This is a genomic window from Actinocrispum sp. NPDC049592 (assembly GCF_040675465.1).
In the GTDB taxonomy this organism is placed as follows: Bacteria; Actinomycetota; Actinomycetes; order Mycobacteriales; family Pseudonocardiaceae; genus Kibdelosporangium.
The window spans coordinates 946617-972587 of record NZ_JBFAPA010000001.1; the positions used below are offsets into that span (position 1 = coordinate 946617).

The 25971-nt window shown below is 68.5% G+C and carries 21 protein-coding genes; 9 read left to right on the plus strand and 12 right to left on the minus strand.

The features are described 5' to 3' along the window. Window positions 1-28: 28 nt before the first annotated feature. The 8 genes from AB0J95_RS04540 to dnaA all read right to left on the minus strand — a co-directional run bounded on the left by AB0J95_RS04540 (window position 29) and on the right by dnaA (window position 13988). Window positions 29-793, minus strand: a complete 765-nt coding sequence (locus tag AB0J95_RS04540; RefSeq protein WP_364753474.1) for a DUF3566 domain-containing protein — start codon at window positions 791-793, stop codon at window positions 29-31. 246 nt (window positions 794-1039) lie between these two features. Then, complete coding sequence (gyrA, locus tag AB0J95_RS04545) at window positions 1040-3634, minus strand: DNA gyrase subunit A (protein ID WP_364752210.1); 2595 nt, start codon at window positions 3632-3634, stop codon at window positions 1040-1042. 51 nt (window positions 3635-3685) lie between these two features. After that, on the minus strand, window positions 3686-5665 hold the full coding sequence (gene gyrB, locus AB0J95_RS04550; protein WP_364752212.1) for a DNA topoisomerase (ATP-hydrolyzing) subunit B: 1980 nt from the start codon (window positions 5663-5665) through the stop codon (window positions 3686-3688). Window positions 5666-5842: 177 nt separating this feature from the next. Then, window positions 5843-6352 (minus strand): DciA family protein, encoded by a 510-nt coding sequence (locus AB0J95_RS04555; RefSeq protein WP_364752215.1) that lies wholly within the window; start codon window positions 6350-6352, stop codon window positions 5843-5845. Between the two features lie 172 nt (window positions 6353-6524). After that, window positions 6525-7682 carry a DNA replication/repair protein RecF gene (gene recF, locus AB0J95_RS04560; protein WP_364752217.1) on the minus strand — a complete coding sequence of 386 codons (1158 nt, stop codon included), beginning with the start codon at window positions 7680-7682 and terminating at the stop codon, window positions 6525-6527. Beyond that, window positions 7683-8597, minus strand: coding sequence for a phosphogluconate dehydrogenase (NAD(+)-dependent, decarboxylating) (gene gnd / locus AB0J95_RS04565; protein WP_364752220.1), 915 nt, complete (start codon window positions 8595-8597; stop codon window positions 7683-7685). A 28-nt stretch (window positions 8598-8625) separates the two neighbouring features. Next, entirely contained in the window at window positions 8626-9759 is a 1134-nt protein-coding gene (dnaN, locus tag AB0J95_RS04570) for a DNA polymerase III subunit beta (protein WP_364752223.1), read from the minus strand. A gap of 2681 nt (window positions 9760-12440) precedes the next feature. Beyond that, window positions 12441-13988, minus strand: coding sequence for a chromosomal replication initiator protein DnaA (dnaA, locus tag AB0J95_RS04575; RefSeq protein WP_364752226.1), 1548 nt, complete (start codon window positions 13986-13988; stop codon window positions 12441-12443). 459 nt (window positions 13989-14447) lie between these two features. On the opposite strand from dnaA, the gene rpmH reads away from it, so the two are divergent. From rpmH to AB0J95_RS04615, 8 genes are all read left to right on the plus strand, one after another. Next, window positions 14448-14591, plus strand: a complete 144-nt coding sequence (rpmH, locus tag AB0J95_RS04580; RefSeq protein ID WP_042184002.1) for a 50S ribosomal protein L34 — start codon at window positions 14448-14450, stop codon at window positions 14589-14591. A gap of 17 nt (window positions 14592-14608) precedes the next feature. Further along, window positions 14609-14998, plus strand: coding sequence for a ribonuclease P protein component (gene rnpA / locus AB0J95_RS04585; RefSeq protein ID WP_364752228.1), 390 nt, complete (start codon window positions 14609-14611; stop codon window positions 14996-14998). Between the two features lie 8 nt (window positions 14999-15006). Next, complete coding sequence (yidD, locus tag AB0J95_RS04590; RefSeq protein WP_364753476.1) at window positions 15007-15360, plus strand: membrane protein insertion efficiency factor YidD; 354 nt, start codon at window positions 15007-15009, stop codon at window positions 15358-15360. 4 nt (window positions 15361-15364) lie between these two features. Continuing rightward, entirely contained in the window at window positions 15365-16498 is a 1134-nt protein-coding gene (gene yidC, locus AB0J95_RS04595) for a membrane protein insertase YidC (RefSeq protein WP_364752230.1), read from the plus strand. A 29-nt stretch (window positions 16499-16527) separates the two neighbouring features. Then, complete coding sequence (locus tag AB0J95_RS04600; RefSeq protein ID WP_364752232.1) at window positions 16528-17085, plus strand: R3H domain-containing nucleic acid-binding protein; 558 nt, start codon at window positions 16528-16530, stop codon at window positions 17083-17085. Between the two features lie 213 nt (window positions 17086-17298). After that, window positions 17299-17943 (plus strand): 16S rRNA (guanine(527)-N(7))-methyltransferase RsmG, encoded by a 645-nt coding sequence (rsmG, locus tag AB0J95_RS04605; RefSeq protein WP_364752235.1) that lies wholly within the window; start codon window positions 17299-17301, stop codon window positions 17941-17943. Between the two features lie 41 nt (window positions 17944-17984). Then, complete coding sequence (locus tag AB0J95_RS04610) at window positions 17985-18887, plus strand: ParA family protein (protein WP_364752237.1); 903 nt, start codon at window positions 17985-17987, stop codon at window positions 18885-18887. After that, the gene (locus tag AB0J95_RS04615; RefSeq protein WP_364752239.1) at window positions 18884-19864 is read left to right on the plus strand and encodes a ParB/RepB/Spo0J family partition protein; all 981 of its coding nucleotides are present in this window, start codon (window positions 18884-18886) and stop codon (window positions 19862-19864) included. The genes AB0J95_RS04610 and AB0J95_RS04615 overlap by 4 nt, the downstream gene beginning before the upstream one ends. Before the next feature lie 1273 nt (window positions 19865-21137). Here AB0J95_RS04615 and AB0J95_RS04620 read toward each other — a convergent pair. Beyond that, complete coding sequence (locus tag AB0J95_RS04620) at window positions 21138-22094, minus strand: D-alanine--D-alanine ligase (RefSeq protein WP_364752241.1); 957 nt, start codon at window positions 22092-22094, stop codon at window positions 21138-21140. 8 nt (window positions 22095-22102) lie between these two features. Continuing rightward, window positions 22103-23446, minus strand: coding sequence for a PLP-dependent aminotransferase family protein (locus tag AB0J95_RS04625; RefSeq protein ID WP_364752243.1), 1344 nt, complete (start codon window positions 23444-23446; stop codon window positions 22103-22105). 152 nt (window positions 23447-23598) lie between these two features. On the opposite strand from AB0J95_RS04625, the gene AB0J95_RS04630 reads away from it, so the two are divergent. After that, complete coding sequence (locus AB0J95_RS04630) at window positions 23599-24225, plus strand: GNAT family N-acetyltransferase (RefSeq protein WP_364752245.1); 627 nt, start codon at window positions 23599-23601, stop codon at window positions 24223-24225. 51 nt (window positions 24226-24276) lie between these two features. On the opposite strand, the gene AB0J95_RS04635 is transcribed toward AB0J95_RS04630, so the two are convergent. Both AB0J95_RS04635 and trxA read right to left on the minus strand, forming a co-directional pair. Beyond that, window positions 24277-25419, minus strand: a complete 1143-nt coding sequence (locus AB0J95_RS04635; RefSeq protein WP_364752248.1) for an N-acetylmuramoyl-L-alanine amidase — start codon at window positions 25417-25419, stop codon at window positions 24277-24279. Between the two features lie 219 nt (window positions 25420-25638). Then, window positions 25639-25968, minus strand: coding sequence for a thioredoxin (gene trxA, locus AB0J95_RS04640; RefSeq protein WP_364752250.1), 330 nt, complete (start codon window positions 25966-25968; stop codon window positions 25639-25641). Window positions 25969-25971 lie beyond the last annotated feature (3 nt).

A 25971-nucleotide genomic window follows, 5' to 3' on the forward strand; every position in this document is an offset into this window, starting at 1 on the left:
CGTCCCCAAAACGGGTATCCCCTAACGCCTACTCTCGTTCTGCCAGCGTCACTTCGAGGCCGCCGGCGAGGTCGGCGGACACGTTGTAGACGAACGCTCCGACCGTGGCCAGGGCGCTGAACAGGACGATGTTGACCGCGCCGATGATCGCCGCGACGCCGAACACGCGGCCGGCGCTGATCAGGGGTTCGCCGGTGCCGCCGGACGAGGACTGGAACAGCTCGTTCGCGGTGCCGTTGACCTTGTCCCACACGCCCATGCCGTCGAGCACGGCGTACAGCACACCGACGGCGACCAGCCAGACGAAGAACAGCGCGACCCCTAGCACCAGGGAGAGCTTCAGCACCGACCACGGGTCGAACCGCTTGATCTGCAGGTTCGCCCGCCGCGGGCCACGGCCGGGGCGGCGCAGCGCGCTCGGCGGTGCCTGTCCGGCCCGCGCGCCCCCGACGCCGGGGATGGGCGAGGCCGGTCCGCCCAGGTTGACGGTGGTGCGGGCGGGTGCGCCGATGGCCGGCTGCGGGCCGGTCTGGTGCAGCCCGACCGGCGGGTACTCGCCCAGGGCGCGAGGTGCGGCGGTGCCGGTCACGACCGGGCGTGGCACGGCGACGGTCACCTCGTCGACCAGCTTCGGCCGGGTCGAGTCCTCGGCGACGGGGATGACCGGCTCGATCTCCGGTTCCTCGGCCGCAGCAGAGGAACCCGAAGCGCTGTCCTCGGCGAACCGGGCGTCGCTGGTGACGCGCTGCCACGGCGGCGGCGCGCCGGCGCCGTCCTGCTCGTCCACGACCACCGGTGGGTTGCCGTCGGTCCCGGCGATGAACTTGACCGTCTTCTCGCCTGACGCGCCCTGCCCGTTGCCGTTGGCCTGCGGTTGCGGCTGCTCGGCTGGCTCCGAACGGTTCGCCGTCTGGACCGTGGAGGCCTGCTCGTCCTCCTGGGTCTTCTGGTCCGTTCCCCGACCTTCCGGGGTCTCGGGGGCTGTCACGAGATGATCCTCGTCTCCTCGTCGGTGTGGTCCCGACACTTAGTCTGCGGGCTACTCGGTTGACGCGCCGGATGGGCCCGGGGTTGTCTCCTCACCCGACTCCGGCTCTTCTTCGGTGACAACCGACGTGTCCGTGTCTGTTGTGTCCGTGTCGTCCTCGGCAACGGCCACGTCCTCGCCGTTCGAGGTCTCCTCCGCGCTGCGGGCGATGGCGACCAGGGTGGTGTCCTCGCCGATGTTCATCAGCCGGACGCCCTTGGTCTGCCGTCCCGTCTTGCGGACCTGCCCCGCCGACGTCCTGATCACACCGCCGGCCGAGGTGATGGCGTACACCTCGTCGTCCTCTTCGACGATGAGTGCTCCCACCAGCCTGCCACGCTTGCTGTCGTGCTGGATCGTCAGCACACCCTTGCCGCCGCGGCCCTGCACCGAGTAGTCCTCGATCGGCGTGCGCTTGCCGTACCCGCCGTCGGTCGCGACCAGCACGAATGTGCCTTCCCTCACAACACCAAGAGTGAGCAGCTCGTCACCGTTGTTGAACCGCATGCCCAGCACACCGGAGGTGGCGCGGCCCATCGGCCGAAGCGCCTCGTCGGAGGCGTGGAACCGGATGGACTGGCCGCCCGCGGACACCAGCAGAAGGTCGTCCTCGGCCGAGCAGAGCACCGCGCCGACCAGCTCGTCGCCTTCGCGCAGGTTGATGCCGATCAGGCCGCCGGACCGGTTGGAGTCGAAGTCGGCCAGCTTGCTCTTCTTGACCAGGCCTTCCTTGGTGGCGAGCACCAGGTAGGGCGCGACCTCGTAGTCCTTGATCTGGATGACCTGGGCGATGGTCTCCTCGGGCTGGAACGCCAGCAGGTTCGCCACGTGCTGGCCCCGGGCGTTGCGGCTCGCCTCGGGCAGCTCGTACGCCTTGGCCCGGTAGACCCGGCCCTTGTTGGTGAAGAACAGGATCCAGTCGTGTGTGGAGCACACGAAGAAGTGCGCCACGATGTCGTCCTGCTTGAGGCCCGCGCCCTGCACGCCCTTGCCGCCGCGCTTCTGCGCCCGGTACAGGTCGGTCTTGGTGCGCTTGGCGTAGCCGGTCCGGGTGATCGTGACCACCACGTCCTCGACCGCGATCAGGTCCTCGACCGAGACGTCCCCGTCGAACGGGATGATCTTGGTGCGCCGGTCGTCGCCGTACTTCTCGACGATCTCCATCAGCTCGTCGCGCACGATCGCACGCTGGCGCTCCGGCTTCTCCAGGATGTCCTGCAGGTCGGCGATGTAGCGCTCGATCTCGGCCAGCTCGTCGATGATCTTCTGGCGTTCCATCGCGGACAGCCGGCGCAGCTGCAGGTCCAGGATGGCGGTCGCCTGGATCTCGTCGACGTCCAGCAGCTCGATCAGGCCGTTGCGGGCCTCCTCGGTCGAGGACGACCGCCGGATCAGGGCGATCACCTCGTCGAGCATGTCCAGCGCCTTGACGTAACCGCGCAGGATGTGCGCCCGCTCCTCGGCCTTGCGCAGCCGGAACCGGGTCCGCCGGATGATGACCTCGACCTGGTGCTTCACGTAGTGGCGGACGATCTGGTCCAGCCGCAGCGTGCGGGGCACGCCGTCGACCAGGGCCAGCATGTTCACGCCGAAGTTGTGCTGCAGCTGGGTGTGCTTGTACAGGTTGTTCAGCACGACCTTGGCGACCGCGTCCCGCCGGAGCGTGATCACGATCCGCATGCCCGAGCGCTTGTTGGACTCGTCGGCGATCTCCGAGATGCCGGCGATCTTGCCGTCGCGCACCAGCGCGGCCATGTTCTCGATCAGGTTGTCCGGGTTCACCTGGTACGGCAGCTCGGTGACCACGAGGATGGTGCGCCCCTTGGCGTCCTCCTCCACCTCGACCACCGAGCGCATCCGGATCGAGCCGCGGCCGGTCCGGTAGGCGTCCTCGATGCCGGCCGTGCCCAGGATCAGACCGTGCGTCGGGAAGTCCGGGCCCTTGATCCGCGTCATCAGCGCGGCCAGGGTCTCCTCCTCCGAGGCCTCCCAGTTCTCCAGCGCCCACACCACGCCGTCGGCGACCTCGCGCAGGTTGTGCGGCGGGATGTTGGTGGCCATCCCGACCGCGATGCCGGAGCTGCCGTTGATCAGCAGGTTCGGCACCCGGGAGGGCAGGACCACCGGCTCCTGCGTGCGGCCGTCGTAGTTGTCGCGGAAGTCGACGGTCTCTTCCTCGATGTCGGCCAGCATGTGCATGGCCAACGGGGTGAGCCGCGCCTCGGTGTACCGCATGGCGGCCGCGGGGTCGTTGCCCGGCGAACCGAAGTTGCCCTGGCCGTCGACGAGCGGGTAGCGCATCGACCACGGCTGGGCGAGGCGGACCAGGGTGTCGTAGATGGCCGAGTCACCGTGCGGGTGGTAGTTGCCCATCACGTCGCCGACCACGCGCGAGCACTTGACGTACCCGCGGTCCGGCCGGAAACCCGAGTCGTACATCGAGTACAGCACGCGGACGTGCACCGGCTTGAGGCCGTCCCGCACGTCTGGCAGCGCCCGGCCGACGATGACGCTCATCGCGTAGTCGATGTAGGAGCGCTGCATCTCCTGCTGGATGTCGACCGGCTCGGTGCGGTCGCCCTCCGGCGGCAGAGTCGTCTCGGTCACGGTTCTTCTTTCGGTCCGGCTGGCATTGAGAGTCTACTGTGGACGGACGGGTCACACGTCGAGGAAGCGGACGTCCTTGGCGTTGCGGGTGATGAACGAGCGGCGGGCCTCCACGTCCTCGCCCATCAGCACGCTGAACAGCTCGTCGGCGGTGGCCGCGTCGTCCAGGGTGACGTGCCCGAGCACGCGGTTGGCCGGGTCCATCGTGGTCTCCCACAGCTCGTCGGCGTTCATCTCGCCGAGACCCTTGTACCGCTGGATGCTGTCGTCCTTGCCCAGCCGCTTGCCCGCGGCCAGGCCCTGCTCGATCAGGCCGTCGCGCTCGCGGTCGGAGTAGGCGAACTCCGGCTCGACCCCGCGCAGCCACTTGATCTTGTAGAGCGGCGGCTGCGCCAGGTACACGTGCCCGTGCTCGACGAGCGGGCGCATGAACCGGAACAGCAAGGTGAGCAACAAGGTCCGGATGTGCTGACCGTCCACATCGGCGTCGGCCATCAGCACGATCTTGTGGTACCGCAGCTTGGCGAGGTCGAACTCGTCGTGGATGCCGGTGCCCAGCGCGGTGATCAGCGACTGGACCTCGGTGTTCTTCAGCACCCGGTCGATCCGGGCCTTCTCCACGTTGATGATCTTGCCCCGGATCGGCAGGATCGCCTGGAAGCGCGAGTCGCGGCCCTCCTTGGCCGAGCCACCGGCCGAGTCACCCTCGACGATGTAGAGCTCGCACTCCTCCGGGTTGGTGGAGCGGCAGTCCTTGAGCTTGCCGGGCAGGCCGCCGATGTCCAGCGCGCCCTTGCGGCGCACCAGTTCACGGGCCTTGCGGGCGGCGATCCGGGCCTGCGCCGAGGAGACCGCCTTGGTCACGATCGTCCTGGCGTCCGCCGGGTTGGCCTCGAACCAGTGCGCGAGCTGCTCGTTGCAGGTCTGCTGCACGAAGGTCTTCGCCTCGGTGTTGCCCAGCTTCTGCTTGGTCTGGCCCTCGAACTGCGGCTCGGCCAGCTTGATCGACACGATCGCGGCGAGACCCTCGCGGATGTCCTCACCGGTGAGGTTGGTGTCCTTCTCCTTGAGCAGCTTCTTGTCGCGCGCGTACACGTTGACCACCCGGGTCAGCGCGGCGCGGAAGCCCTCCTCGTGGGTGCCGCCCTCGGGGGTGTTGATCGTGTTGGCGAAGGTGTAGACCGACTCGGAGTAGCCGGTGTTCCACTGCATCGCGATCTCGACCTCGAGGCCGGTGCCCTTGGCCTCGAACGCGATCACCGTGTTGTGGATCGACTCGCGGGCGTGGTTGATGTGCTTGACGAAGTCCTCGAGACCGCCGGGGTAGTGGTAGGTCCGCTCCTTGATCCGGGCGGCCTGACCCTCGGTGTCCTCCTGGGTCTCCTCGTCGGAGACGCGCTCGTCGCGCAGCACGATCGTGAGGCCCTTGTTCAGGAACGCCATCTCCTGCAGGCGGCGGGCCACGGTCTCGGCGTTGTACGTCGTGGTCTCGAAGATCGTCGGGTCGGCCCAGAACGTGATCGAGGTGCCGGTCTCCTCGGTGGCCTCGCCCTCGATGACCGGGGTGACCGGCTCGGTGTCGCGGTAGCTCTGCGTCCACACGTGACCGTCGCGCTTGACGACCGCCTCGAGCCGCGAAGACAGCGCGTTCACCACCGAGATGCCCACACCGTGCAGACCGCCGGACACGGCATAGCTGTCGCTGTCGAACTTGCCGCCGGCATGCAGCACGGTCATGACGATCTCCAGCGCGGACTTGCCCTCGTCCGCCTTCATCGCCACCGGGATGCCGCGGCCGTCGTCCACGACCCGCACGCCACCGTCGGCCAGCAGCGTCACCTCGACCTTGGTGGCGTAGCCGGCCATCGCCTCGTCGACCGAGTTGTCGACGACCTCCCAGATAAGATGATGCAGACCCCGCTCACCCGTGGAGCCGATGTACATACCTGGGCGCAGGCGCACTGCCTCAAGCCCTTTGAGCACGGAGATGGACTCGGCGCCGTAACTCTTACCGTTCTCATTGGCTGCCACGGGCGTGGTTTCTCCTCGTCTCGCCGAGGCCTGGATGGGCCTGTCGCTGATCCCCTCTATATCTTACTGGTAGAGCTCGCCAGAACCGCCCATAGGACACCTCTAGATTGCTCACAGACGCTCCGGCGAGAAGTTCGCCGGGTGCGACCGGCTGAGCCATGGTCTCAGACGCTCAGGTTAGCCGTACGTGTCCCTCGGCCCGCGACCGGGAACGTGCCTGGGGCCATACCGCCAGCTGGGCGCCGCCGGACCATGCACCTTGAGCCGTTTGACCACGTCAGGACCCACACCCTTGGCGATCTTGGCCAGCAACTGGCGTTGCAGCAACCGCAGCTGTGTCGCCCAAGCGGTTGACGATGCCTGCACGGTGAGCTCGCCGTCGCGCAGCGCCAGCGGCTTGGCGTGCTCGGCGATCTCGGCCCCGACCAGGGCGGTCCACCGGCCGAACACCTCACCGTTGGCCAGCTGCTCGTTCCAGCCGCGGTCTTTGGCGAGCCGGCCGAGGATCGAGCCGAACCGCTGCGGGTCGCGCGCGTCGGCGCCGGCTCCGGACCAGCGCCTGCGCTTGCGGGACTCGGTGTGCGGGGCCTGGCCCTTGACGCCCTTGCGCTTGTTCTTGGTCCCGGCGGCGGCCTGCGCGGCCTTCAGCGCGGCCCGGGCGAGGTCCGACCCCCGAAGTTCGCGCACACCCTCAGTGGCGGTGTCATCACCCGGTTGAGCGGTCTTTCCGGGCGAAATGTCCGAGTTACTGGCATTCGAACCCGCCGGAGTGACCGTGTTATCCACACTATCCACAGAGTTGTCCCCAGTTGTGGGACGGGTCACACCACTAGGGGTGATCTTCGGTAGCTGATCGTCATCAGACACGCTGGACCTCCCCGTCCGCGACAACGAACCTCGTACCGGCCAGTTCGCTCGGCACATCCTCCTCCACCGCGGCGGTGATCAGGACCTGTTCGGCCGCCGCGGCCACTTCGGCGAGTCGCGCCCGCCGCCGGCGGTCCAGCTCCGCGAACACGTCGTCGAGCACGAGCACCGGCTCCGAGCCCTCGGCCCGCAGCAGCTCGTACGCGCCCAGCCGCAGTGCCAGCGCGAATGACCAAGATTCGCCATGGCTCGCGTAACCCTTGGCGGGCGCGTCACCGAGGTTGAGCTCCAGCTCGTCGCGGTGCGGGCCGATCAGGCTCACCCCGCGCTCGAGGTCCGCCGACCGGCCCTCGGCCAGCGCGGCGAGCAACGCGTCGCTGACCGCCTCGGGATCCGCGCGCTCGCCGTCGGGTTTTCCGTAGCCGGGTTCGAGGCCGGCCGCGATCGACGAGCGGTACCCGATCGAGGCCGCGAGCGTCTTGTCCGAGCCGGCGACCCCCGCGTACGCCTCCACTACATAAGGGGTGAGATCCGCGACGAGGTCCAGGCGCGCGGCGAGAAGCTGCCCGCCGTGCGTCGCGAGGTGGCCGTCCCAGACGTCGAGAGTCGAGATGTCGCCCTTCGACCCGGCGCGCCGCGCGGCACCCGCGGTCTTGAGCAACGCGTTGCGCTGCTTCAACACCCGCTCGTAGTCCGAGCGCACACCGGCGTACCGGGGTGCGCGCAGCACGAGCAGGTCGTCGAGGAACCGCCGCCGCTCACCGGGATCGCCGCGCACGAGCGAAAGGTCCTCCGGCGCGAACAAGACCGTGCGCAGGATTCCCAGGACATCCCGCGGCCGCGGCACCGGGCCGCGGTTGAGCCGCGCCCGGTTCGCCTTGCCCGCGGTGATCTCCAACTCGATCGTGAGCTCACGCCCCTCGTTGACCACGGCGGTGCGCACGACAGCGCGCGCCGCACCGTGCCTGATCATCGGCGCGTCGGTGGCCACGCGGTGCGAGCCCAGCGTGGCCGTGTAACCGATCGCCTCGATCAGGTTGGTCTTGCCCTGGCCGTTCTGCCCGATGAGGACGCTCGGGCCAGGTTCGAAAGTCAGGTCGGCCTGCTCCCACGACCGGAAGTCGACGACCTGTAACTGACGTACGTACACCTAGGCCAGCGTGCTGCCGGATCCGGAAGTGGGCCCGGCCTTGTGCACCGCGTGCCCGCCGAACTGGTTGCGCAGCGCGGCAACCGCACGCATCGCGGGCGAATCGTCCTGCCGCGAACGGAACCTGGCGAACAACGCGGCCGAGATCACCGGCGCCGGCACCGCGTGGTTGATCGCCTCGGCGACCGTCCACCGGCCCTCGCCGGAATCCTCGACATATCCCCGAAGGTCGTCCAGCTCGGGGTCGGAGTCCAAGGCGCGCACCAGAAGGTCGAGCAGCCACGAACGCACGACCGTTCCGCGCTGCCACGCCCGGATCACCGCCGGCACGTCGGTCACAAGGTCAACGGTGTCAAGGAGTTCGAAGCCCTCGGCGTACGCCTGCATGAGCCCGTACTCGATCCCGTTGTGCACCATCTTGGAATAGTGCCCGGCACCGATCGGGCCGGCGTGCGCGAAGCTCTCCTCGCGCGGGCCTTCCGGGCGCAGCGCGTCGAAGACCGGCATCATCCGCTCGACGTCGGCCTGCTCGCCGCCGACCATCAGCCCATAACCGACCTCGAGGCCCCACACCCCACCGGAGACACCGACATCCAGGTAGTGGATGCCTTTCTCGGCAAGGGATGCGGAGTTCTCCTTGTCCTCCGTGTACTTCGAGTTGCCGCCGTCGATCACCAGATCGCCTTCGGACAACAGGGATTTCAGTTCGGTGATGGTGTCCCGCGTCGGGTCGCCGGCCGGCACCATCACCCAGACCGCCCGGGGCGCCTCGAGTTTGCCCACCAGGTCGGCGAGCGACTCGGAGTCGCTGACATCCGGGTTGCGGTCGTAACCGACCACGTCGTGACCGGCCTTGCGCAACCGCTCACGCATGTTGAACCCCATCCGGCCGAGGCCGACGAGCCCGAGCTGCACGGTGATCCCCTTTGCTTGGAACGAGAAACTAACCCGGCAGCCGGACCGGCATCAGCAGGTAGAGGTAACCGGGCATGACCTCGCCATCCTCACCCACCGGCTTGATGAGCGCCGGACGGTTCGGTGTGGTGAAGGACAACTCCGCGCGATCGGTGTGCAACGCACCCAGGCCGTCCTGCAGGTAGCCGGGGTTGAACGCGATGGTGACCGGGTCGCCGTCGAACTGCACCGGCAGCTCTTCCTCGGCGCTGCCCTCATCGTCGCCACCGGCCGACAGCTTCAGCCCGCCCTCGTGGAACTCAAGGCGCACCTGGGTTCCGCGCTCGGCGACGAGCGACACGCGCTTGATCGCCTCGGTGAGCGGGCCCACCTCGATGATCGCGTTGGAGGTCTGCTCGGTCGGCAGCAACTGGCGGTAGCGCGGGAACTCCGCGTCGAGCAGGCGGGTGGTCGTGCGGCGGCCGGTACCGGCCAGGCCGAGCAGACCGTCACTCGACGACAACGCGAGCTCGACCGTTTTGCCAGCGGTGCCAAGGGACTTCGCGGCATCGGCGAGCGTGCGCGCCGGCACGAGCACAGCCGCGTCCTCGACACCCTCGGCCGGCTTCCACGCGAACTCGCGCATGGCGAGGCGGAACCGGTCGGTGGCAACGAGGGTCAGGGTCTCACCGGCGATCTCGACGCGCACACCCGTCAGCATCGGCAGCGTGTCGTCGCGGCCGGCCGCGATCGCGACCTGAGCGACCGCCTGGCCGAACACCTCACCGGCGAGCTCACCCGCGAGCTGAGGCATGGCGGGCAGCTGCGGATAGTCCTCGACCGGCATCGTCGGCAGGCTGAACCTCGCACTGCCACAAGTGATCGTGACGCGGGCGCCGTCGACGGAGATCTCGACGGGCTGGTTCGGCAACGCCTTGGTGATGTCGGCGAGCAACCGGCCTGACACCAGGGTGCGGCCGCCGTCGGCGATCGTCGCCGGCACGCCGACAGTTGCTGAGACCTCGTAGTCGAAGCCGGAGATGGTCAGCGCCTCACCCTGGTCACCGGACCCGGCGTCCAGCAGCACCCCGCCCAGCACTGGGACGGGAGGCCTGGACGGGAGGCTGCGCGCAACCCAGGCGACGGCGTCGGCGAGACCGTCGCGCTCGACGCGGATCTTCATGGAGGTCCTTTCAGACTCGGCCTGTTGATCCCCCGGCTGTCGCCCTCCCCGGACATGGGGCGGCGAAGCTGTAGAGGCTCAACCGTAGAGCGTGCCGACCGGGTTCGTCATCCGGGCCGGGTTTCTGAGGAGGCGGGTTGTCCTCAGTCATCCACCGCCCCTGTTTCTTCTTTGGAGATCTCTTCAGAGAGAAAAACCGCAACAGCAGTAAGGGCTGTGGGTTGTGTGGATGGAGCGCGTCCGCGCTGGTCGAGCGCCGCGCCGGGCTGTGGGCAAGTACGGGACGTGATCGGTGGATAGACCCGATCGGCGGTGTACAACTCCCGGGCGGTCCAGATTCGTCCACATGATGTGGGAGTTGTCCACAGCCCCATCCCCAGATGTGGGTCGATCCATGCCCAGGCGCTGTGGACGGCGAGAAGTGACGCGAATCGCCCCCTTGGGTGACACCTCCGGCCGATTCCGGTCCGACTGGCAGGTTTTCTGGGCCTGTGGACAACCCTCCACACCCCCAGAAAAGTTCGAGAATCCGGACACCAACCCGCCTCGACCAGCCCATCGGCATGATCGAGCGCGCGTCCGGCCGGTGTGCCCCGACACCCCGCCACGATCGGGTCTTTATAGGGAGCCCCCGCTGCTCAACCCCCACGCCCTGGCAGAAAACCGCCTCCGCCGCCCGCGCCAGCCCCCATCCGGAGGATCCCCCAACCCAGCTACCCGTCACTTCGCCGCACCTCATGTCCCGACCGCCATCACCTGCGACACCGGTCAACCCAACTGCTGTCGTCTTCCCTTCGGTCCTGGTCCTCACTCGGACTTTCCGCCCCTACCGCCGTCACCTCTGCGACACCGTCCTCACACCAGGCGGCTGTTCTCTCCACCGCGGTTCGCGTCCGACCGCCGCCGCTGCAGATCACACCTACCTCTCCGCACTTCATGCCCACCCACGCGCTTGCCCCACATCTCCAATGTCGGCTGGCTCCGCGCGCCGCCCTCATCGGTTGCGCCACCTCTCTGCACCTCGCGCTCGTTCGCACCGCACCGCACCGCACCGGACGGGCGGCCTGCGGTCGTGGCACGTCGGCCGCTCGCCAAGTTCGCAGGTCAGAACGCCGGAAAGCGAGCTATCCACACCCGCAGAATCACGCAGGAGTCTGAGGTCCGGAGGTCGTGACTGTTCATGTCGCGAGCTGCGGCCCACCCTGGGACACTCGCTGCGACCACGATCAAACGTCGGATCGGCGGTACACGTTCAGCTGTTCGGCCCAGTGCGCCGGATCGCGCAACTTTTCTAGGAGTGCGTCCGGCTGGACCACGGGTGGTTATCGACCAGTGATGCCCGAAGTCGCCGGATGTCCTGACCCACCCGAGCCCGGCCGACGTCTCATCCGAACGCGGCGATGTGAAGCTCTTTAGCCCTCGAGGTCGAGCCCACCGACCTCGCCAGAAAAGTCTCCCGCCGACCACCCACATCGAGCCCCTGAGCGACGGCCACACACCTGTGGACAGCGCCCTGACCTGCACAAACCCGCAGCATTCCAAGATCAAAGCGCACTGAGCACCCCCCGATGGCCCAAAGTACTGGGGAGGGCGGACGGTGGGTGGGGATCGGGGGATGGGGGTGTGGACAGGTTGGGGTTTGGCGTGGTCAACGGTGTGGATGGGGTGTCCACAGGGTGTGGGTAGGTTTGTGGGTGTGAGTCGGCGGTGGAGGGGTGGAGGGCGTTCGGCGAGTGGGGTTGAAGGCCGGCCCGGTGAGGCTGGGGCGAGGTGAAGTTGGCGGTGGGTGGCGTGCGCTGCCAACCGAACTTTGGAGATGTGGGCAAGCGCAGTCGGCCGACGATGGGTAGGCGGCGAGAGGGAATGGACCGGGGCCATTCGGTGAGGTGGTGGGCGGAGATCTGTGGAGTCCGGGGCCGCGCAGTGAAGTGGGCGGGGAGGCGAGTCGGGCGCGGGTCGGGAGTTGGACAGTGTCGATAGGCCGGGGTGGGGCGGATGGAGTCGGAGGGCGGCGGGGTGATCAGGATGGAAACGGTGGGTTGGATGTGGGCAGGAGCCGCAGCACCTGGGTGGGAGTGAAGCGGCTGCGGACATGAGCGCGGCGCTGGCGAGCAGGGCGCGAGCCCGGGATGTGGTGTGGGCGATGTGGATGTGGGCCCGGGTGTGGTGGAGATGAAGTGGGCGCAGGGGTGCGGTGGGCCACGTGGGGCACGGGGCCGAGATGCAGTGTGGGTGAAGTGGACCTGGGCGTGAGGTGGGGTGCTGGTGATTGCGGCGTGCGAAGTGTGTGCGGGAGCGAGTTGGTGGACCGCGAGGTCAGAGGGCGAGCCGGTTGTGGGTCATGTGTAAGTAGCTGTGGGGCTGGCGGACAGCTCCTTGGTTGCCGTCGGCCAGGTGCAGTTCGACCAGCTGACGGTGAGCGCTCTCGGGGAGTGGTCGCCGTCCGGTCGCAAGAGCGCACGGAGGCCGTGAGCGCGGATCGGCGTGGGCCGTGAGTTCGGGACTGGCGTAGGTAGGGATGAGAGCGGGCCGCCGTGCGATCCGCTCCACTCACCCCACTCGCGTCGCCGGTCCACAAAGTGACAGTGCGGCAGTTTTCTCTGAGGGGTGCGGCGCTGGGGTCTGGTGCCGAGTGGATATGGGTCGGCCCCGCCTGGGTGGGCGGGGCCGGGGGTGTGAGGTCAGCCGCGGGCGCGTTGTTTTATCCGGGATGTGAGTTCTTGGACCTGGTCGTAGGTGCGGCGGCGTTCGGCCATCTCCTTGCGGATCTTCTTCTCGGCGTGCATCACGGTGGTGTGGTCGCGGCCGCCGAAGGTCTGGCCGATCTTGGGCAGGGACAGGTCGGTGAGTTCGCGGCACAGGTACATGGAGATCTGCCGGGACTGGGCCAGGGCCTTGGTCTTGCCGGGGCCGCACAGGTCCTCGATGGTGACGCCGAAGAACTCCGCGGTGACGGCCATGATGGTGGACGCACTGATCTCCGGGACCTGGGAGTCCGGAATCAGGTCCCGCAGCACGATCTCGGCCAGGCCGAGGTCCACCGGCTGGCGGTTGAGCGAGGCGAACGCGGTGACCCGGATCAGGGCGCCCTCGAGCTCCCGGATGTTGTGCTCGATCCGGGCGGCGATGAACTCCAGAACCTCAGCCGGCGCGTTCAGCCGGTCCTGGGCCGCCTTCTTGCGCAGAATCGCGATCCGGGTCTCCAGCTCGGGCGGCTGGATGTCCGTGATCAGACCCCACTCGAACCGCGTGCGCAGCCGGTCCTCCAGCGTCTCCAGCCGCTTCGGCGGCCGGTCGGAGGACACCACGATCTGCTTGTTCGCGTTGTGCAGGGTGTTGAAGGTGTGGAAGAACTCCTCCTGGGTTCCTTCCTTGCCCTCCAGGAACTGGATGTCGTCCACCAGCAGGATGTCGATGTCCCGGTAGCGGCGCTGGAACGCCACCTTCCGGTCGTCGCGCAGCGAGTTGATGAAGTCGTTGGTGAACTCCTCGGTCGACACGTACCGCACGCGCATCCCGGGGAAGAGCCTTTGGGCGTAGTGACCCACCGCGTGCAGCAGGTGCGTCTTGCCCAGTCCGGACTCGCCCCAGATGAACAGCGGGTTGTACGCGCGGGCCGGTGCCTCGGCCACGGCCACCGCGGCGGCGTGGGCGAACCGGTTGGACGCGCCGATCACGAACGTGTCGAACGTGTACTTCTCGTTCAGCCGGGTCTTGGAGGTCTGCGGCTGGGCGGGCGCGGTGAACGGCTGGCCGGGTGAGGCCGGCTGCTTGCCGTTGAAGGTCGGCCAGATCTCGTGGACCGCGGCGAGCGCCTCGCCCTCCTCGTCCACTTCCTCACCGTCGGACTCCGCGCCGTCGACCGCTGTCTCGTCGGCGGCCGGCGTCACCACGATCGGGACGGTGACGGCGGCGGGCTCGGCGGACGGCACGTCCACGATCGGCTGAACCGGCGGCGTCGGCGACCCGACCGTGTCCACCTTCACAGCCAGCGACACGGTGCGGCCCAGCCGCCGGGACAACGCGTTGGTGATCGGCTCGCGCAGCGCGCGCTCGATCGCCTCCTTGGCGAAGTCGCTCGGCGCGGCCAGCAACGCGGTGCCGTCCAGCAGTCCGATCGGTCGGGTCACCCGCATCCAGGCTCGCTGCTGGGGCGACAGGGTCCCGGCGGACAGTTCCCGCACGACCTGTTCCCAGACGAGACCAAGGTTGATCTGGTGCTCGGACACCTGGCGGGCTCCCCTCCCCTCGTCGGCACGTACTTCTTGTGGGTAACGCCCCGAGGGCATCCACAGGGTTGTCCACAACTGTGCACGAAGATACGGCGAACCGCAGCGAAGGCCCGCTCGGTTCAACGTACCGAGTGGCGGGACGTGACACGTCGGGGCTCCCACTCCCCGTGTGACAAACCGGAAGCCGCACGCTAACAAGCGCCGCCCCGCCCCACAAGACGTACCACTGGCTGAGTACTGCCGCACCCGGCGTGTCGGGTGGACGCCACCGAATAGTAGGGCCCGATAATTCACCGACCGGTCTGGTGACGTACCCTCGGAGGGTCTCCCGCTAGCGCCGGGTGTGTTCCGCGTGCCCTTGAGGTACTCCAAGCGGATCCACCGCCGCACCGGTCCATCGAGGGCCAACCCCCGGCTGGAGACCAGAGAGCTGAACTAGACCGGGAGAACACAGCCGTGAGCAAGGGCAAGCGCACCTTCCAGCCGAACAACCGCCGTCGCGCCAGGACCCACGGGTTCCGGCTGCGGATGCGCACCCGTGCGGGGCGGGCGATCCTGTCCGCGCGTCGCCGCAAGGGCCGTGCCGAACTGTCGGCCTGACCGGCGGCACGACCACCGTGCTGCCCGCAACCGCCCGGCTCACGCGTAGCGGCGACTTCGCCCATGTGACCCGGCACGGTCGACGCGCCGGGCGGCCCCGGCTGGTCGTGCACGCCCTGATCGATCGGCACGTCAACCAGAACATCGACCAGACCCGGACGGGTGATCCCGTCCGGGTTGGCTTCGTTGTGAGCAAGGCGGTGGGTAACTCGGTGGTCCGCCACCGGGTCTCCCGCAAGCTGCGGCACCTGGTCCGCGACCGTCTCGGAACTCTCGCCCCGGGTAGCACGTTGGTCGTCCGAGCGCTGCCGGCGGCTGCCACGGCGTCGAGCGCCGAACTCGGGAGTGACTTGGACGCGGCGGTCCGGCGACTGAAGCTGGTACCGGCCGACGGCGGTGCGGTGTGACTGAACCAATGCTCGACCCTGACGACAGGGTCTCGGACGAACCGGCTGACGACGTGACGGGCGGCACGCGCAGGCCGGGTCCGGTCGCGTGGGTTCTGCTCCAGCCGATCCGCGCGTACCAGAAGTGGATCTCCCCCGCGCTGCCGCCCAGCTGCCGCTTCTACCCCAGTTGCAGCGCGTACGCCGTCGAGGCGTTGCAGGTGCATGGCGCACTGAAAGGGTCGTGGCTGGCGTTGCGCCGGTTACTGCGCTGCGGCCCATGGCATCCCGGGGGCCTGGACCCCGTGCCACCCCGTCGTACCCGTGGCCGCGAGCCGAACGGGACGTTGACCCCGGCTCACCACAGCCCCGCCGAGGAGTAGCTCCGTGCTCGATTTCATCAACTACCCGGTGTCCTTCATCCTCTGGTGTTGGCACAAGGTCTTCGGGTTCGTCTTCGGCCCGGCGACCGGCATCGCCTGGGTGCTCGGGATCATCTTCCTGACGTTCACCGTGCGCGCGATCCTGATCAAGCCGTTCGTCAAGCAGGTCCGCTCCATGCGGAAGATGCAGGAGTTCGCGCCGGAGATCAAGAAGCTCCAGGCGAAGTACAAGAACGACCGGCAGAAGCTCGCGCAGGAGATGCAGAAGCTGCAGTCGCAGCACGGGGTCAACCCGCTCGGCGGCTGCCTGCCGATGATCCTGCAGATCCCGGTGTTCTTCGGTCTGAACAACGTGCTGCGCGGGTTCACCCAGGGCGCGACCAAGAACTACTTCTTCGGCGCGGACGAGGTGCACTCGTACCTCAACGCCGACCTGTTCGGTGCCCGGCTGTCGAACTTCATCGCGCAGTCCACGGCCGACATCGAGAAGCTGGGCGCCAACCACACCGCGGTCATCATCGTCTCGATCCCGTTGATGATCATCGCGAGCTTCGCCACCCACCTGACCGCCCGGCACAACGTGGAGCGGCAGAACCCGGCGACCGCCACGGCGCAGACCGGCATCATGAACAAGATCACGCTGTACGTCTTCCCGCTCGGTGTGCTCGTGTTCGGTGCCTTCTTCCCGATCGGTCTGCTCGTCTACTGGCTGAGCAACAACGGCTGGACCCTCGGCCAGCAGCGGTTGATCTACAAGAAGATCGACCGCGAGGAAGAGGAGAAGAAGACCGAGGCGATCGAGAAGCGCACCGCACTGGGCCCGAAGGTCGGCCAGAAGCCGACCCAGCCGAAGAAGCGCCCGACGCCGCCCAAGCCGCCGACGCCCGAGGAGAAGCCGGCCGGTGAGGTGTCCGACCCCACCAAGCCGAAGCGTGGCGCCAAGCTCCAGATGAACAACAAGCCCGCGCCGGGAGCCAAGCCCGCCGCGAAGAAGCCGGGCGCGAACAACCAGCCCGGCCGCAAGCAGGACCCGGTGCCGGAGGAGAAGCCGGCCACCACCAACGGTGCCAGCACCGAGATTTCCGGTCTGGTCTCAGACCGATCCCGTAGCAAGAAGTCAGGCCGGAAGCGTCCGTGACGCGGACCGAGGCCTGGAGAGGAGAGACCGTGACGGCAGCCGACACCGAGCTCGGGGCGGACGGCGCGCAAGCGGCGACCGAAGATGCCGAAGGCAAGCCCGCCCGGTCGGGCCTGAGTGGCGAGGAGTTGCTCGTCCGGGAAGGCGACATTGCCGGCGACTACCTGGAGCGCCTGCTCGACCTGCTGGACTTCGACGGCGACATCGACCTCGACGTCGAGGCCGGCCGCGCGATCGTCAGCATCGACGGCGGTGACGATCTGGAGAAGCTGGTCGGCCCCCGCGGCAACGCACTCGAAGCGCTGCAGGAGCTGACCCGGCTGGCCGTGCAGCAGGAGACCGGCGTGCGCAGCCGGCTCATGCTGGACATCGCGGGTTGGCGGGCGGAGCGCCGCGAGGAGCTTCGCGACCTCGGCAAGGCGAGCGCGGAGAAGGTTCTGAAGACCGGCGAGAAGGTCCGGCTGCAGCCGATGACTCCGTTCGAGCGCAAGGTCGTGCACGACGCGGTCGCCGAGATCGAGGGTGTGCACAGTGAGAGTGAGGGCGAGGATCCCCGCCGACGAGTGGTGATTTTCCCCAAGGACTGACACGTCTGAGTGACTTTGAACGCGGTCCGTCAAAATCGACGGACCGCGTTCTTTTTTTGTGCCGTGAGTGTGAGAGGCTAGACGCCATCTCCCACAGCGCGTGTTTCACGTGAAACGCATCCCCGATTTCGGTGAGTCTGCGGGACGACAGTGGCCGATCGGCGACAATCGAGTACGGCGTGGTTTCACGTGGAACATGACTGGGACGGGTGCATGACCGAGTTGGTATCGGCGGCGTTCGGGGCTGGCGTGGATCGGGCGAACCGCTTCGCCGAGTTGCTCGCGGTGCACGGCGTCGAGCGCGGTCTGATCGGTCCACGTGAGGTCGACCGGCTGTGGGATCGGCACCTGCTGAACTCGGTGGCGGTCTCGGAGTTCCTCCCGGAGGGCGCGTCCGTTGTAGACGTCGGCTCCGGCGCTGGACTACCAGGCATCCCGCTGGCGATCGCCCGCCCGGATCTGGACGTCGTGTTGCTGGAGCCGATGGCGCGGCGGGTGGCGTGGCTGGAGGAAGCCGTGGCCAAGCTCGACCTGAGCAACGTCACGGTGGTCCGCGGCCGGGCCGAGGAGAAGGCGATCCGTCAGCAGATCGGCGACCGCGATGTGGCCACCGCCCGCGCGGTCGCACCGCTCGGCAAGCTGGCCGGCTGGTGTCTCCCCCTGGTGCGCGTCGGCGGCTCGCTCGTCGCGTTGAAGGGATCGAGCGCCGCCGAGGAGATCGACCGGGACCGGGCCGAGATTGCTCGCGCGGGCGGCGTCGAGCCGGTGGTGAAGACTTCCGGGCTCCTCGACGAGCCCGTGACCGTCGTGGTGGTGCGGCGCGCCGAACCCGCCGGGCGCCCGCGCAAGCGGCGATGAGGAAGGATCGAACGACGGATGTTCCACGTGAAACAGAGGAGGTGCAGCCACCCGTGAGTCACCCCATCCCGACCGGCGAGGTGAACTGGACGCCGATCGCCGAGGAGGCCGAGCGTGCCGCGAAGCTCCTCCACCCGGACCGCAAGTTCCCGAAGCCGGCCCACCGCCGGGTCTTCACCGTGGCCAACCAGAAGGGTGGCGTCGGCAAGACCACCAGTGCGGTGAACCTCGCCGCCGGGCTCGCCATGCACGGGCTCAAGGTGCTCGTGATCGACCTCGACCCGCAGGGCAACGCCAGCACCGCGCTGGGCGTCGACCACCGGTCCGGCACGCCGTCCATCTATGAGGTACTGCTCGGTGAGGTGTCGCTGAAGGACGCCGCTCAGGTCAGCGACCAGTCGCCGAACCTGCTGTGCGTGCCCGCGACGATCGACCTCGCCGGTGCCGAGATCGAACTGGTCGAGCTGGCCGGTCGCGAGTCCCGGTTGAAGCAGGCGCTGACCGACGAGGCGTTCGACGAGGTCGGTCCGGACTACGTGTTCATCGACTGCCCGCCGTCGCTCGGCCTGCTCACGGTGAACGCGATGGTGGCCGGGCACGAGGTGCTCATCCCGATCCAGTGTGAGTACTACGCGCTCGAAGGTCTGAGCCAGCTGCTGAAGAACATCGACCTCGTGCAGAAGCACCTCAACCCGGATCTCGACCTGTCGACCATCCTGCTGACGATGTACGACGGCCGGACCAAGCTCGCCGACCAGGTGAGCGCGGAGGTGCGCACACACTTCGGTGACGTCGTGCTGCAGACGGTCATCCCCCGCAACGTGAAGGTCTCCGAGGCGCCGAGCTTCGGGCAGACCGTGCTGGCCTACGACCCCGGTTCGCGCGGGGCGATGAGCTACCTCGACGCGGCCCGCGAGATCGCTGAGCGGGGTGCGGCGGAATGAGCAAGCCGGAGTCCCCACCGGTGCGCAAGGGTGGTCTCGGTCGTGGTCTGGCCGCCCTGATCCCCAGCGGCCCGGACGCCGACTCGGCGCCCGCCGCCAAGCGGCCGTTGCCGCCACGGGGAGCGCCGGAGCCGGTCGGCGAGGTCGCCGGGGCGGTCTACCGCGAGATCGTCACGTCGTCGATCAAGCCGAACCCCAAGCAGCCGCGCCAGGTGTTCGACGAGGACGCGCTGGCCGAGCTGGAACACTCGATCCGCGAGTTCGGCCTGATGCAGCCGATCGTGGTGCGCGACCTCGGCGGCGACTCGTACGAGCTCGTGATGGGCGAGCGCCGGCTGCGTGCGTCGCAGCAGGCGGGGCTGGAGAAGATCCCGGCCATCGTCCGGCAGACCGCCGACGACGCGATGCTGCGCGACGCCCTGCTGGAGAACATCCACCGGGTGCAGCTCAACCCGCTCGAAGAGGCGGCGGCGTATCAGCAGCTGCTCGACGAGTTCGAGGTCACCCACGAGGAACTGGCGAGCCGGATCGGGCGGAGCCGCCCGGTCATCACCAACACCATCCGGCTGCTGAAGCTGCCGCTCCCCGTGCAGCGCCGGGTCGCCGCCGGGGTGCTGTCCGCCGGGCACGCCCGCGCCCTGCTCGGGCTGGAGCGCTCGGAGGCGCAGGAGGAGCTGGCCACCAAGATCGTCGCTGAGGGCATGTCCGTGCGCGCGACGGAGGAAGCGGTCACTCTCGCCAAGAGCGCCCCCGAGGCCAAGCCGAAGGCGGCACCGCAGCGCAAGCCGATGCACGCCCCCGGCCTCCAGGATCTGGCCGAGAGCCTCTCCGACCGGTTCGACACCCGCGTGAAGGTCGAACTCGGCCAACGCAAGGGCCGGATCGTGGTCGAGTTCGGCTCTGTGGACGATCTTGAACGCATCGTCGCGCTGATGAACCAAAATGGGACAAAACAGGCGTTGCAGGGGGATGTATAACCACCCCACCCCGTTAAGTCACGGTGACGATACCGATTTGCCCGATTCGCTGCCCTCCCGGCGCCCCTCGGCAAATCACCTCGCCACCCGAAGTTGAGGAGCGCCGCCACTCCCCTCGGCGGCGCCCAACCCACCCTCCTGACGCTGACCCCACCGCGTCCGACTCGACTCGGACTCGCCCGACTCGACCGCCTCCAACTCAGACCTCGCGCCTTGGTGAGGGTGGCGGTCCAAGACGACCAGCCGGACAGCGAGAGCATTGGGCGAGTGGCTGAGTCCAGTAGCGGAGTCTGACGCGAGCATCGAGCCGGACCGAGCCGGACTGGACCGGATCATCGAGCCGAACACCGGGCAAGTGACTGAGTCGAATAGCTGAGTCGGGGCGGGAGCACCGAACCGAGCGGGCCGTCCTGAGCGTCGAGGCAGCGACTGAGTCGAGCGACCGAGCTGAACGAGGCGAGTCACGTCGAACCGGCGAGCGCGCCGAGGCGAGCCGGGGTGGACGGCAGTTGAGCGGCCAAGCCGAACAACTCGAGCCGAGCGGCCCGTGCGAAGCGCCGAGCAAGCCGAGCCGAGCTAACCAGCCGAGCGAAGGCGAGCCGAGCCAGCCAGCCGAGGCGGAACGCGAGTCGAGAGGCCGGAGCGGACAAAGGCAGAGCACTCGAGGCGAGTTGAGCGACCGACCGAGTTGAGCGACCGAGCCAGGGCTACGGCACGAGTAGTCGGGCCCGATAGGCGCCGAGTCGAGCGGGGCGAGTCGAATGGGGCGAGTCGAATGGGGCGAGTCGAATGGGGCGAGTCGAGCGGGGCGAGTCGAGCGGGGCGAGTCGAGCGGGGCGAGTCGAGCGGGGCGAGTCGAGCGGGGCGAGTCGAGCGGGGCGAGTCGGAATGAGTGGCCGAGTCGATGGGCCAGTCCGCAAGGCGAGTTAACTGATCGAGCCCCGAGAACCAGGCGAGCAGCCGGGGCAGCGAGCCGGACGGGGCGGGAGCTCTCAACTCGAAGTGAGTGGGCGAGCCGAATAGCGCGAGAGGGTGGGTGGATGGCCGAGGCGAAGCAGGCACCACTCGCGGCGATGTGGGCTGTAGGGAGCGCCCTACAGCGCGGCGCCGGTCACCGAGGTCGACCTGTACGGCGAGGCGGGTGGCGGTGGTTGAGGTGGGTAGGGCGGGGCGCACTGCGGTCACGGTGAACCGAGCACCCTCTCGACGCGGCGGCGAGCGGCGAAGATCGAGTCGACCGCCCCACGAGGCACCCGAGCGAGGCGGCTGGATGTCAATGGGAGGGTGTGCGGGTTATGGCGCGGTCGATGAGGTTCGCGTAGATCTGGCCGAGGGACTGGCCCGCGGCTTCGATGGCCATCGGGAGCAATGAGGTCTCGGTGAGGCCCGGGGAGACGTTCACTTCCAGGAAGTACACCAAGCCGTCCTCGGCGATGATCGCGTCCGTCCTTGACACGTCTCGGAGGCCCAGCAGTTTGTGGGCCGAGATTGCCACGTCGGCCACGGCTTCCGCTGTTTTCGCGTCGAGGCGGGCAGGGGTGTGGAAGTTCGTCAATCCGGCTGTGTAGCGGGAGGTGTAGTCGTAGACGCCGGCTTCCGGGACGATCTCCACCGCGGGCAGGGCCTGGGGGCCGTCGGCGGTGTCGATCACCGTCACGGCCACCTCGATACCCTCGATCAGTTCCTCCGCCAGCACAGTGTCGCCATATGCCAGGGAGCCGACCATGGCCGCGGGGAGTTCCGAGGGCTCGCGGACCACCTGGGCGCCGAGGGCCGACCCGCCCTGGTCCGGCTTCAACATCAGCGGCATCCCCAGCCGCCGCACCATCGCGTCGAGCACCGCCTGGGCGCCCAGCTCGCGGAACGTCGTATGCGGCAGGACCACCCAGTCAGGGGTGAGCAGGCCGGAACGGGCCAGTTCGGCCTTGGCCGTCGGCTTGTCCCAGGCTCGGCGGCAGGCGTGGGAGTCCGCACCGACGTAGGGCAGCTCCAGCATCTCCAGCACCGTTTGAATCGAGCCGTTCTCGCCCTCTCCCCCGTGCAGGGCCACGACCACGGCGTCCGGTCGCTGCTCGGTGAGGTGGGTCAACAGCGACGAGTCGGTGTCCCACTCGTCGACGGACAGGCCGACCGAGCGCAGGGCGGCCGACAGCCGCCTGCCCGACCGCAGAGAGACATCACGCTCATGCGACAACCCGCCGGACAGGACGGCTACCGATCGATCAGTCACTTCCGGGATTATGCCGTGTCCGGCGCGGGGGTCTGCGGGCCGGACGTGATCCGGTGCTGTGCCACCGGCCCGAAGGTCCGGTACAGCTCCAGTTCCTGCTCCAGCACCACCGCGAGCCTGCGCACGCCCTCACGCAGCCGCTCGGGGGTGGGGTAGCAGAACGACAACCGCATCTGGCGGCTGCCGAACCCGTCCGCGTAGAACCCGGTGCCCGGCACGTACGCCACCCGCGCGGTCACCGCCCGGGGCTGCATCGCTTTGGTGTCAATGCCTTCCGGCACGGTCATCCACACGAAGAACCCGCCGTCCGGCTTGGTCCACGTGCAGCCCGCGGGCATGTGCTGCTCCAGCGCACCCAGCAGCGCGTCCCGCCGCTCCTGGTACATCAGCTGGAACGACTTGATCTGGCCCTTCCAGTCGTGTGTCGCCAGGAACCGGGACACGATCATCTGGTTCAGCATCGGCGGGCACAACGTGGTCGCTTCCGCTGCCAGCACAAGCTTTTCGCGCACCGCGTGCGGCGCGAGCGCCCAGCCGACCCGCAGGCCGGAGGCGAACGTCTTGGAGAACGAGCCGAGGTAGATCACGTTGTCCGGGTCCATCGAGCGCAGCGCCGGGTAGGTCTGCCCGTCGAACCCGAGCAGCCCGTACGGGTTGTCCTCGATCACCAGCACACCCGCCTGGCGGCAGATCTCGAGGATCTCCGCGCGCCGCGCCACCGCGAGGGTGATGCCGGCCGGGTTGTGGAAATTCGGGATGGTGTAAAGGAATTTGACCCGCTGGCCCCGTGCCGCGGCGGCCGCCAGCGCCTGCCGGAGCGCCTCCGGGACGAGGCCCTCGCCGTCCATCGCCACGTGCACCACGTTGGCCTGGTAGGCCGCGAACGTGCCCAAAGCGCCCACATAGGACGGTCCCTCGGCGATCACGATGTCGCCCGGGTCGCAGAAGATCCGGGTCACCAGGTCGAGCGCCATCTGCGAGCCGACGGTGACCACGATGTCATCCGGGTGCCCGGTGACGCCTTCCAGCGCCATCACGTCGCAGATCTGCTCACGCAGCAACGGATACCCGTGCGCCGAGCCGTACTGCAGCGCGGTCATGCCTTCCGAGGCGATCAGGCCCGCGACCTCCGCCGCGATGGAGTCGAGGGGCAACGCGGCCAGGTTCGGCATGCCGCCGGCGAGGGAGACCACTTCGGGCCGGCTCGCGACGGCGAAGAGCGCTCGCACCTCGGATGCCGTCATGCCCGCCGCTCGCGCCGCGTAACGACGCAGGTGCGGATCGAGATTCTGGCCGGCCGAAGGCGCAGAGGGCAGGCCTCTGTTGCCTTCGAGCGATTCCTCCGAGTGCATGTGCCACCTCGTTCGTCAGTCAAGTGAGTGTAACTCTGGCCTCGATCAGGGCCTGACGCTTCCGGCGCTCGTCACATACACCTATCCTGAAAGCCGGGTGTGGCGTAACGAACCACGCCCGCTTTCGTTCGGCCACTGCTCGGGGAGGTTGGGTGTCGCGACGCGTCGTCGGCATCACGCTGGACAACCTGGATCACCTCCCCAAGCACTCGAGGGGCTGCGTGTTCTGGGAGCTGGCCCCGCACCTGAAGGAGCAGGCCGAGGCCTTCGGTGAGACCGAGCTGGAGAAGGAGGCCTGGGTCTCCAGCGTGCTGCTGGAGTGGGGCTCCTGCGGCCGGATCGTCTACTCCGACAAGCTGCCGGTCGGGTTCGTGCTCTACGCCCCGCCCAACGCCGTCCCCCGTTCGCTGGCCTTCCCGACATCCCCGATCAGCGCGGACGCCGTGATGCTGACCGGTTTCTACGTGCTGCCCGAGTTCCGCGGCGGCGGGCTGGGCCGGATGCTCGTCCAGGCCGTGGCCAAGGACCTCACCCGCCGCGGGGTGAAGGCCGTGGAGGCGTTCGGCAACGCCAAGCCGGACGAGGAGAACAGCTGCGTCGTGCCGTCCGAGTTCCTGGCCTGCGTAGGCTTCAAGACCGTCCGCCCGCACGCCCTGTGGCCCCGGATGCGCCTCGAGCTGCGCAGCGCCATCACGTGGAAGGAAGACGTGGAGGCGGCCCTGGAGCGGCTGCTGGGCACCGTCTCGGTGACCACCGCGAGCCCCGTCTACCAACGCTGAGCCAACGAAAAGGGCCCCCGGACGCTTCCGGGGGCCCTTTTCGCAGGTGTTTCAGCTGGTGGCCAGCTCGTGGCGCATCAGGTCGGCGAAGCTGAACGTGCCGGTCGGCTGGTCGCCCTCACCCAGCAGGTACAGCCGCTTGACCGAGACGAGGATGCCCTCGGCGACGATGTCGCGGAACGCCGGATCGGACAGCCGCGCCCGGTCACCCGGGTTGGTCAGGTAACCGATCTCGACCCGGACGGCGGGGCAACGGGTCAGCCGCAGCGAGTCCCAGGTCTTGGCGTGGGTACGGCAGTTCTGCATGCCCGTGCGCACGGTCAGCTCGCGCTGGATGAACCCGGCGAGCGCCTCACCGAGGCTGGACGAGCCGTTCGTGCCCGCGCCGAAGAAGAACGTCGCCACGCCCGCGGCCTGGGCCGAGGCGTTCTTGTCGCAGTGCAGCGAGATGAACACGTCGCCGCCGGCCTCGTTGGCGAAGTTCGCCCGGTCGGCCTCGGTCGGGCACTGGTCGGGGCCGCGGGACAGCATGGCCTCCATGCCGGTGGCCACCATCCGGCCCTCCAGCCGGCGGGCCAGGTCCCACATCAGGTCCGCCTCACGGATGCCGTCCACCGAGACGCCGGTGTCCTCGGCGCCGTGACCTGGGTCGATGACGATCCGCTTGCCACGCAGCCGCGGCCCGGCCATGCGGACCTGCTCCTGCTCGCGCAGCAGCACCGGGCGGCCGCCGCTGGCCCGCGGGGACAGCCGGCCGAACGCCCGGACGGTCTCGGTACCGCACATGCCGTCGACCGTCAGCCCGTAGTCGCGCTGGAAGTCCCGCAGCGCCAGCTCGGTCTGGGCGCCGAAGACCCCGTTGGGCCGGCCGGCGTTGTAGCCCAGCTGCAGCAGCCGCTCCTGCAGCTCCAGGACGTCGTCACCGCTCACTGGCGCCGACACGAGGTAGGCCAGCGGGCGGCCGCCGAGCCGGTAGGTCGCGTCCCGCAGGGCCTGGTAGGTGGCCGGGCCCACGATGCCGTCCGTGATCAGCCCACGCTGTTGCTGGAACGCCCGGACGGCATGCTCGAGTGGGAGGTCGAACTGGGCCGTCTCACCATCGCCGTTGGCCGAAGGCAACAGGCCCAGCGTGGCGAGCGTGGCCCGCACCTCGGCTACGGCCGGTCCGGCGTCACCGCGGCGGAGTTCCCGCATGCACCCCTCACTCAGGTTCAGAGGAAACCTACGAATTCTGCTTGTGCTAGGCGCCTATTGTGCCCTGCCCCGGTCCCGATCCCGCGCAGGGTCACATGCCGCGTCCGGCCGGTGACCGGACCTACCTGAATAGTGTGACGCATAACACGACCCGGGGCCGGTCAACTCACAAGGAGTAGACGTCCGGGCCCCGGGTCGAGGTTGCTTGCGCCGTTCAGGTCAGCCGACGTAGTCGGCCAGGTCGTTGAGCAGCGCCGCCTTGGGCTTGGCGCCCACGATCTGCTTCACCGGGCGGCCGCCCTGGAAGACGATCATGGTCGGCACCGACATGATCTGGTAGTCACGGGCGATGCCCGGGTTGGCGTCGATGTCCAGCTTGGCGACGGTGATCTTCTCGGCGTGCTCGGCGGCGATCTCCTCGAGCACCGGCGCGACCATGCGGCACGGCCCGCACCAGGTCGCCCAGAAGTCCACGAGCACTGGCTTGTCGCTCTGCAGGACGTCCTCGGTGAAGGACTTGTCCGTCACGGTCACGGTGTTGGTGCTCAACTT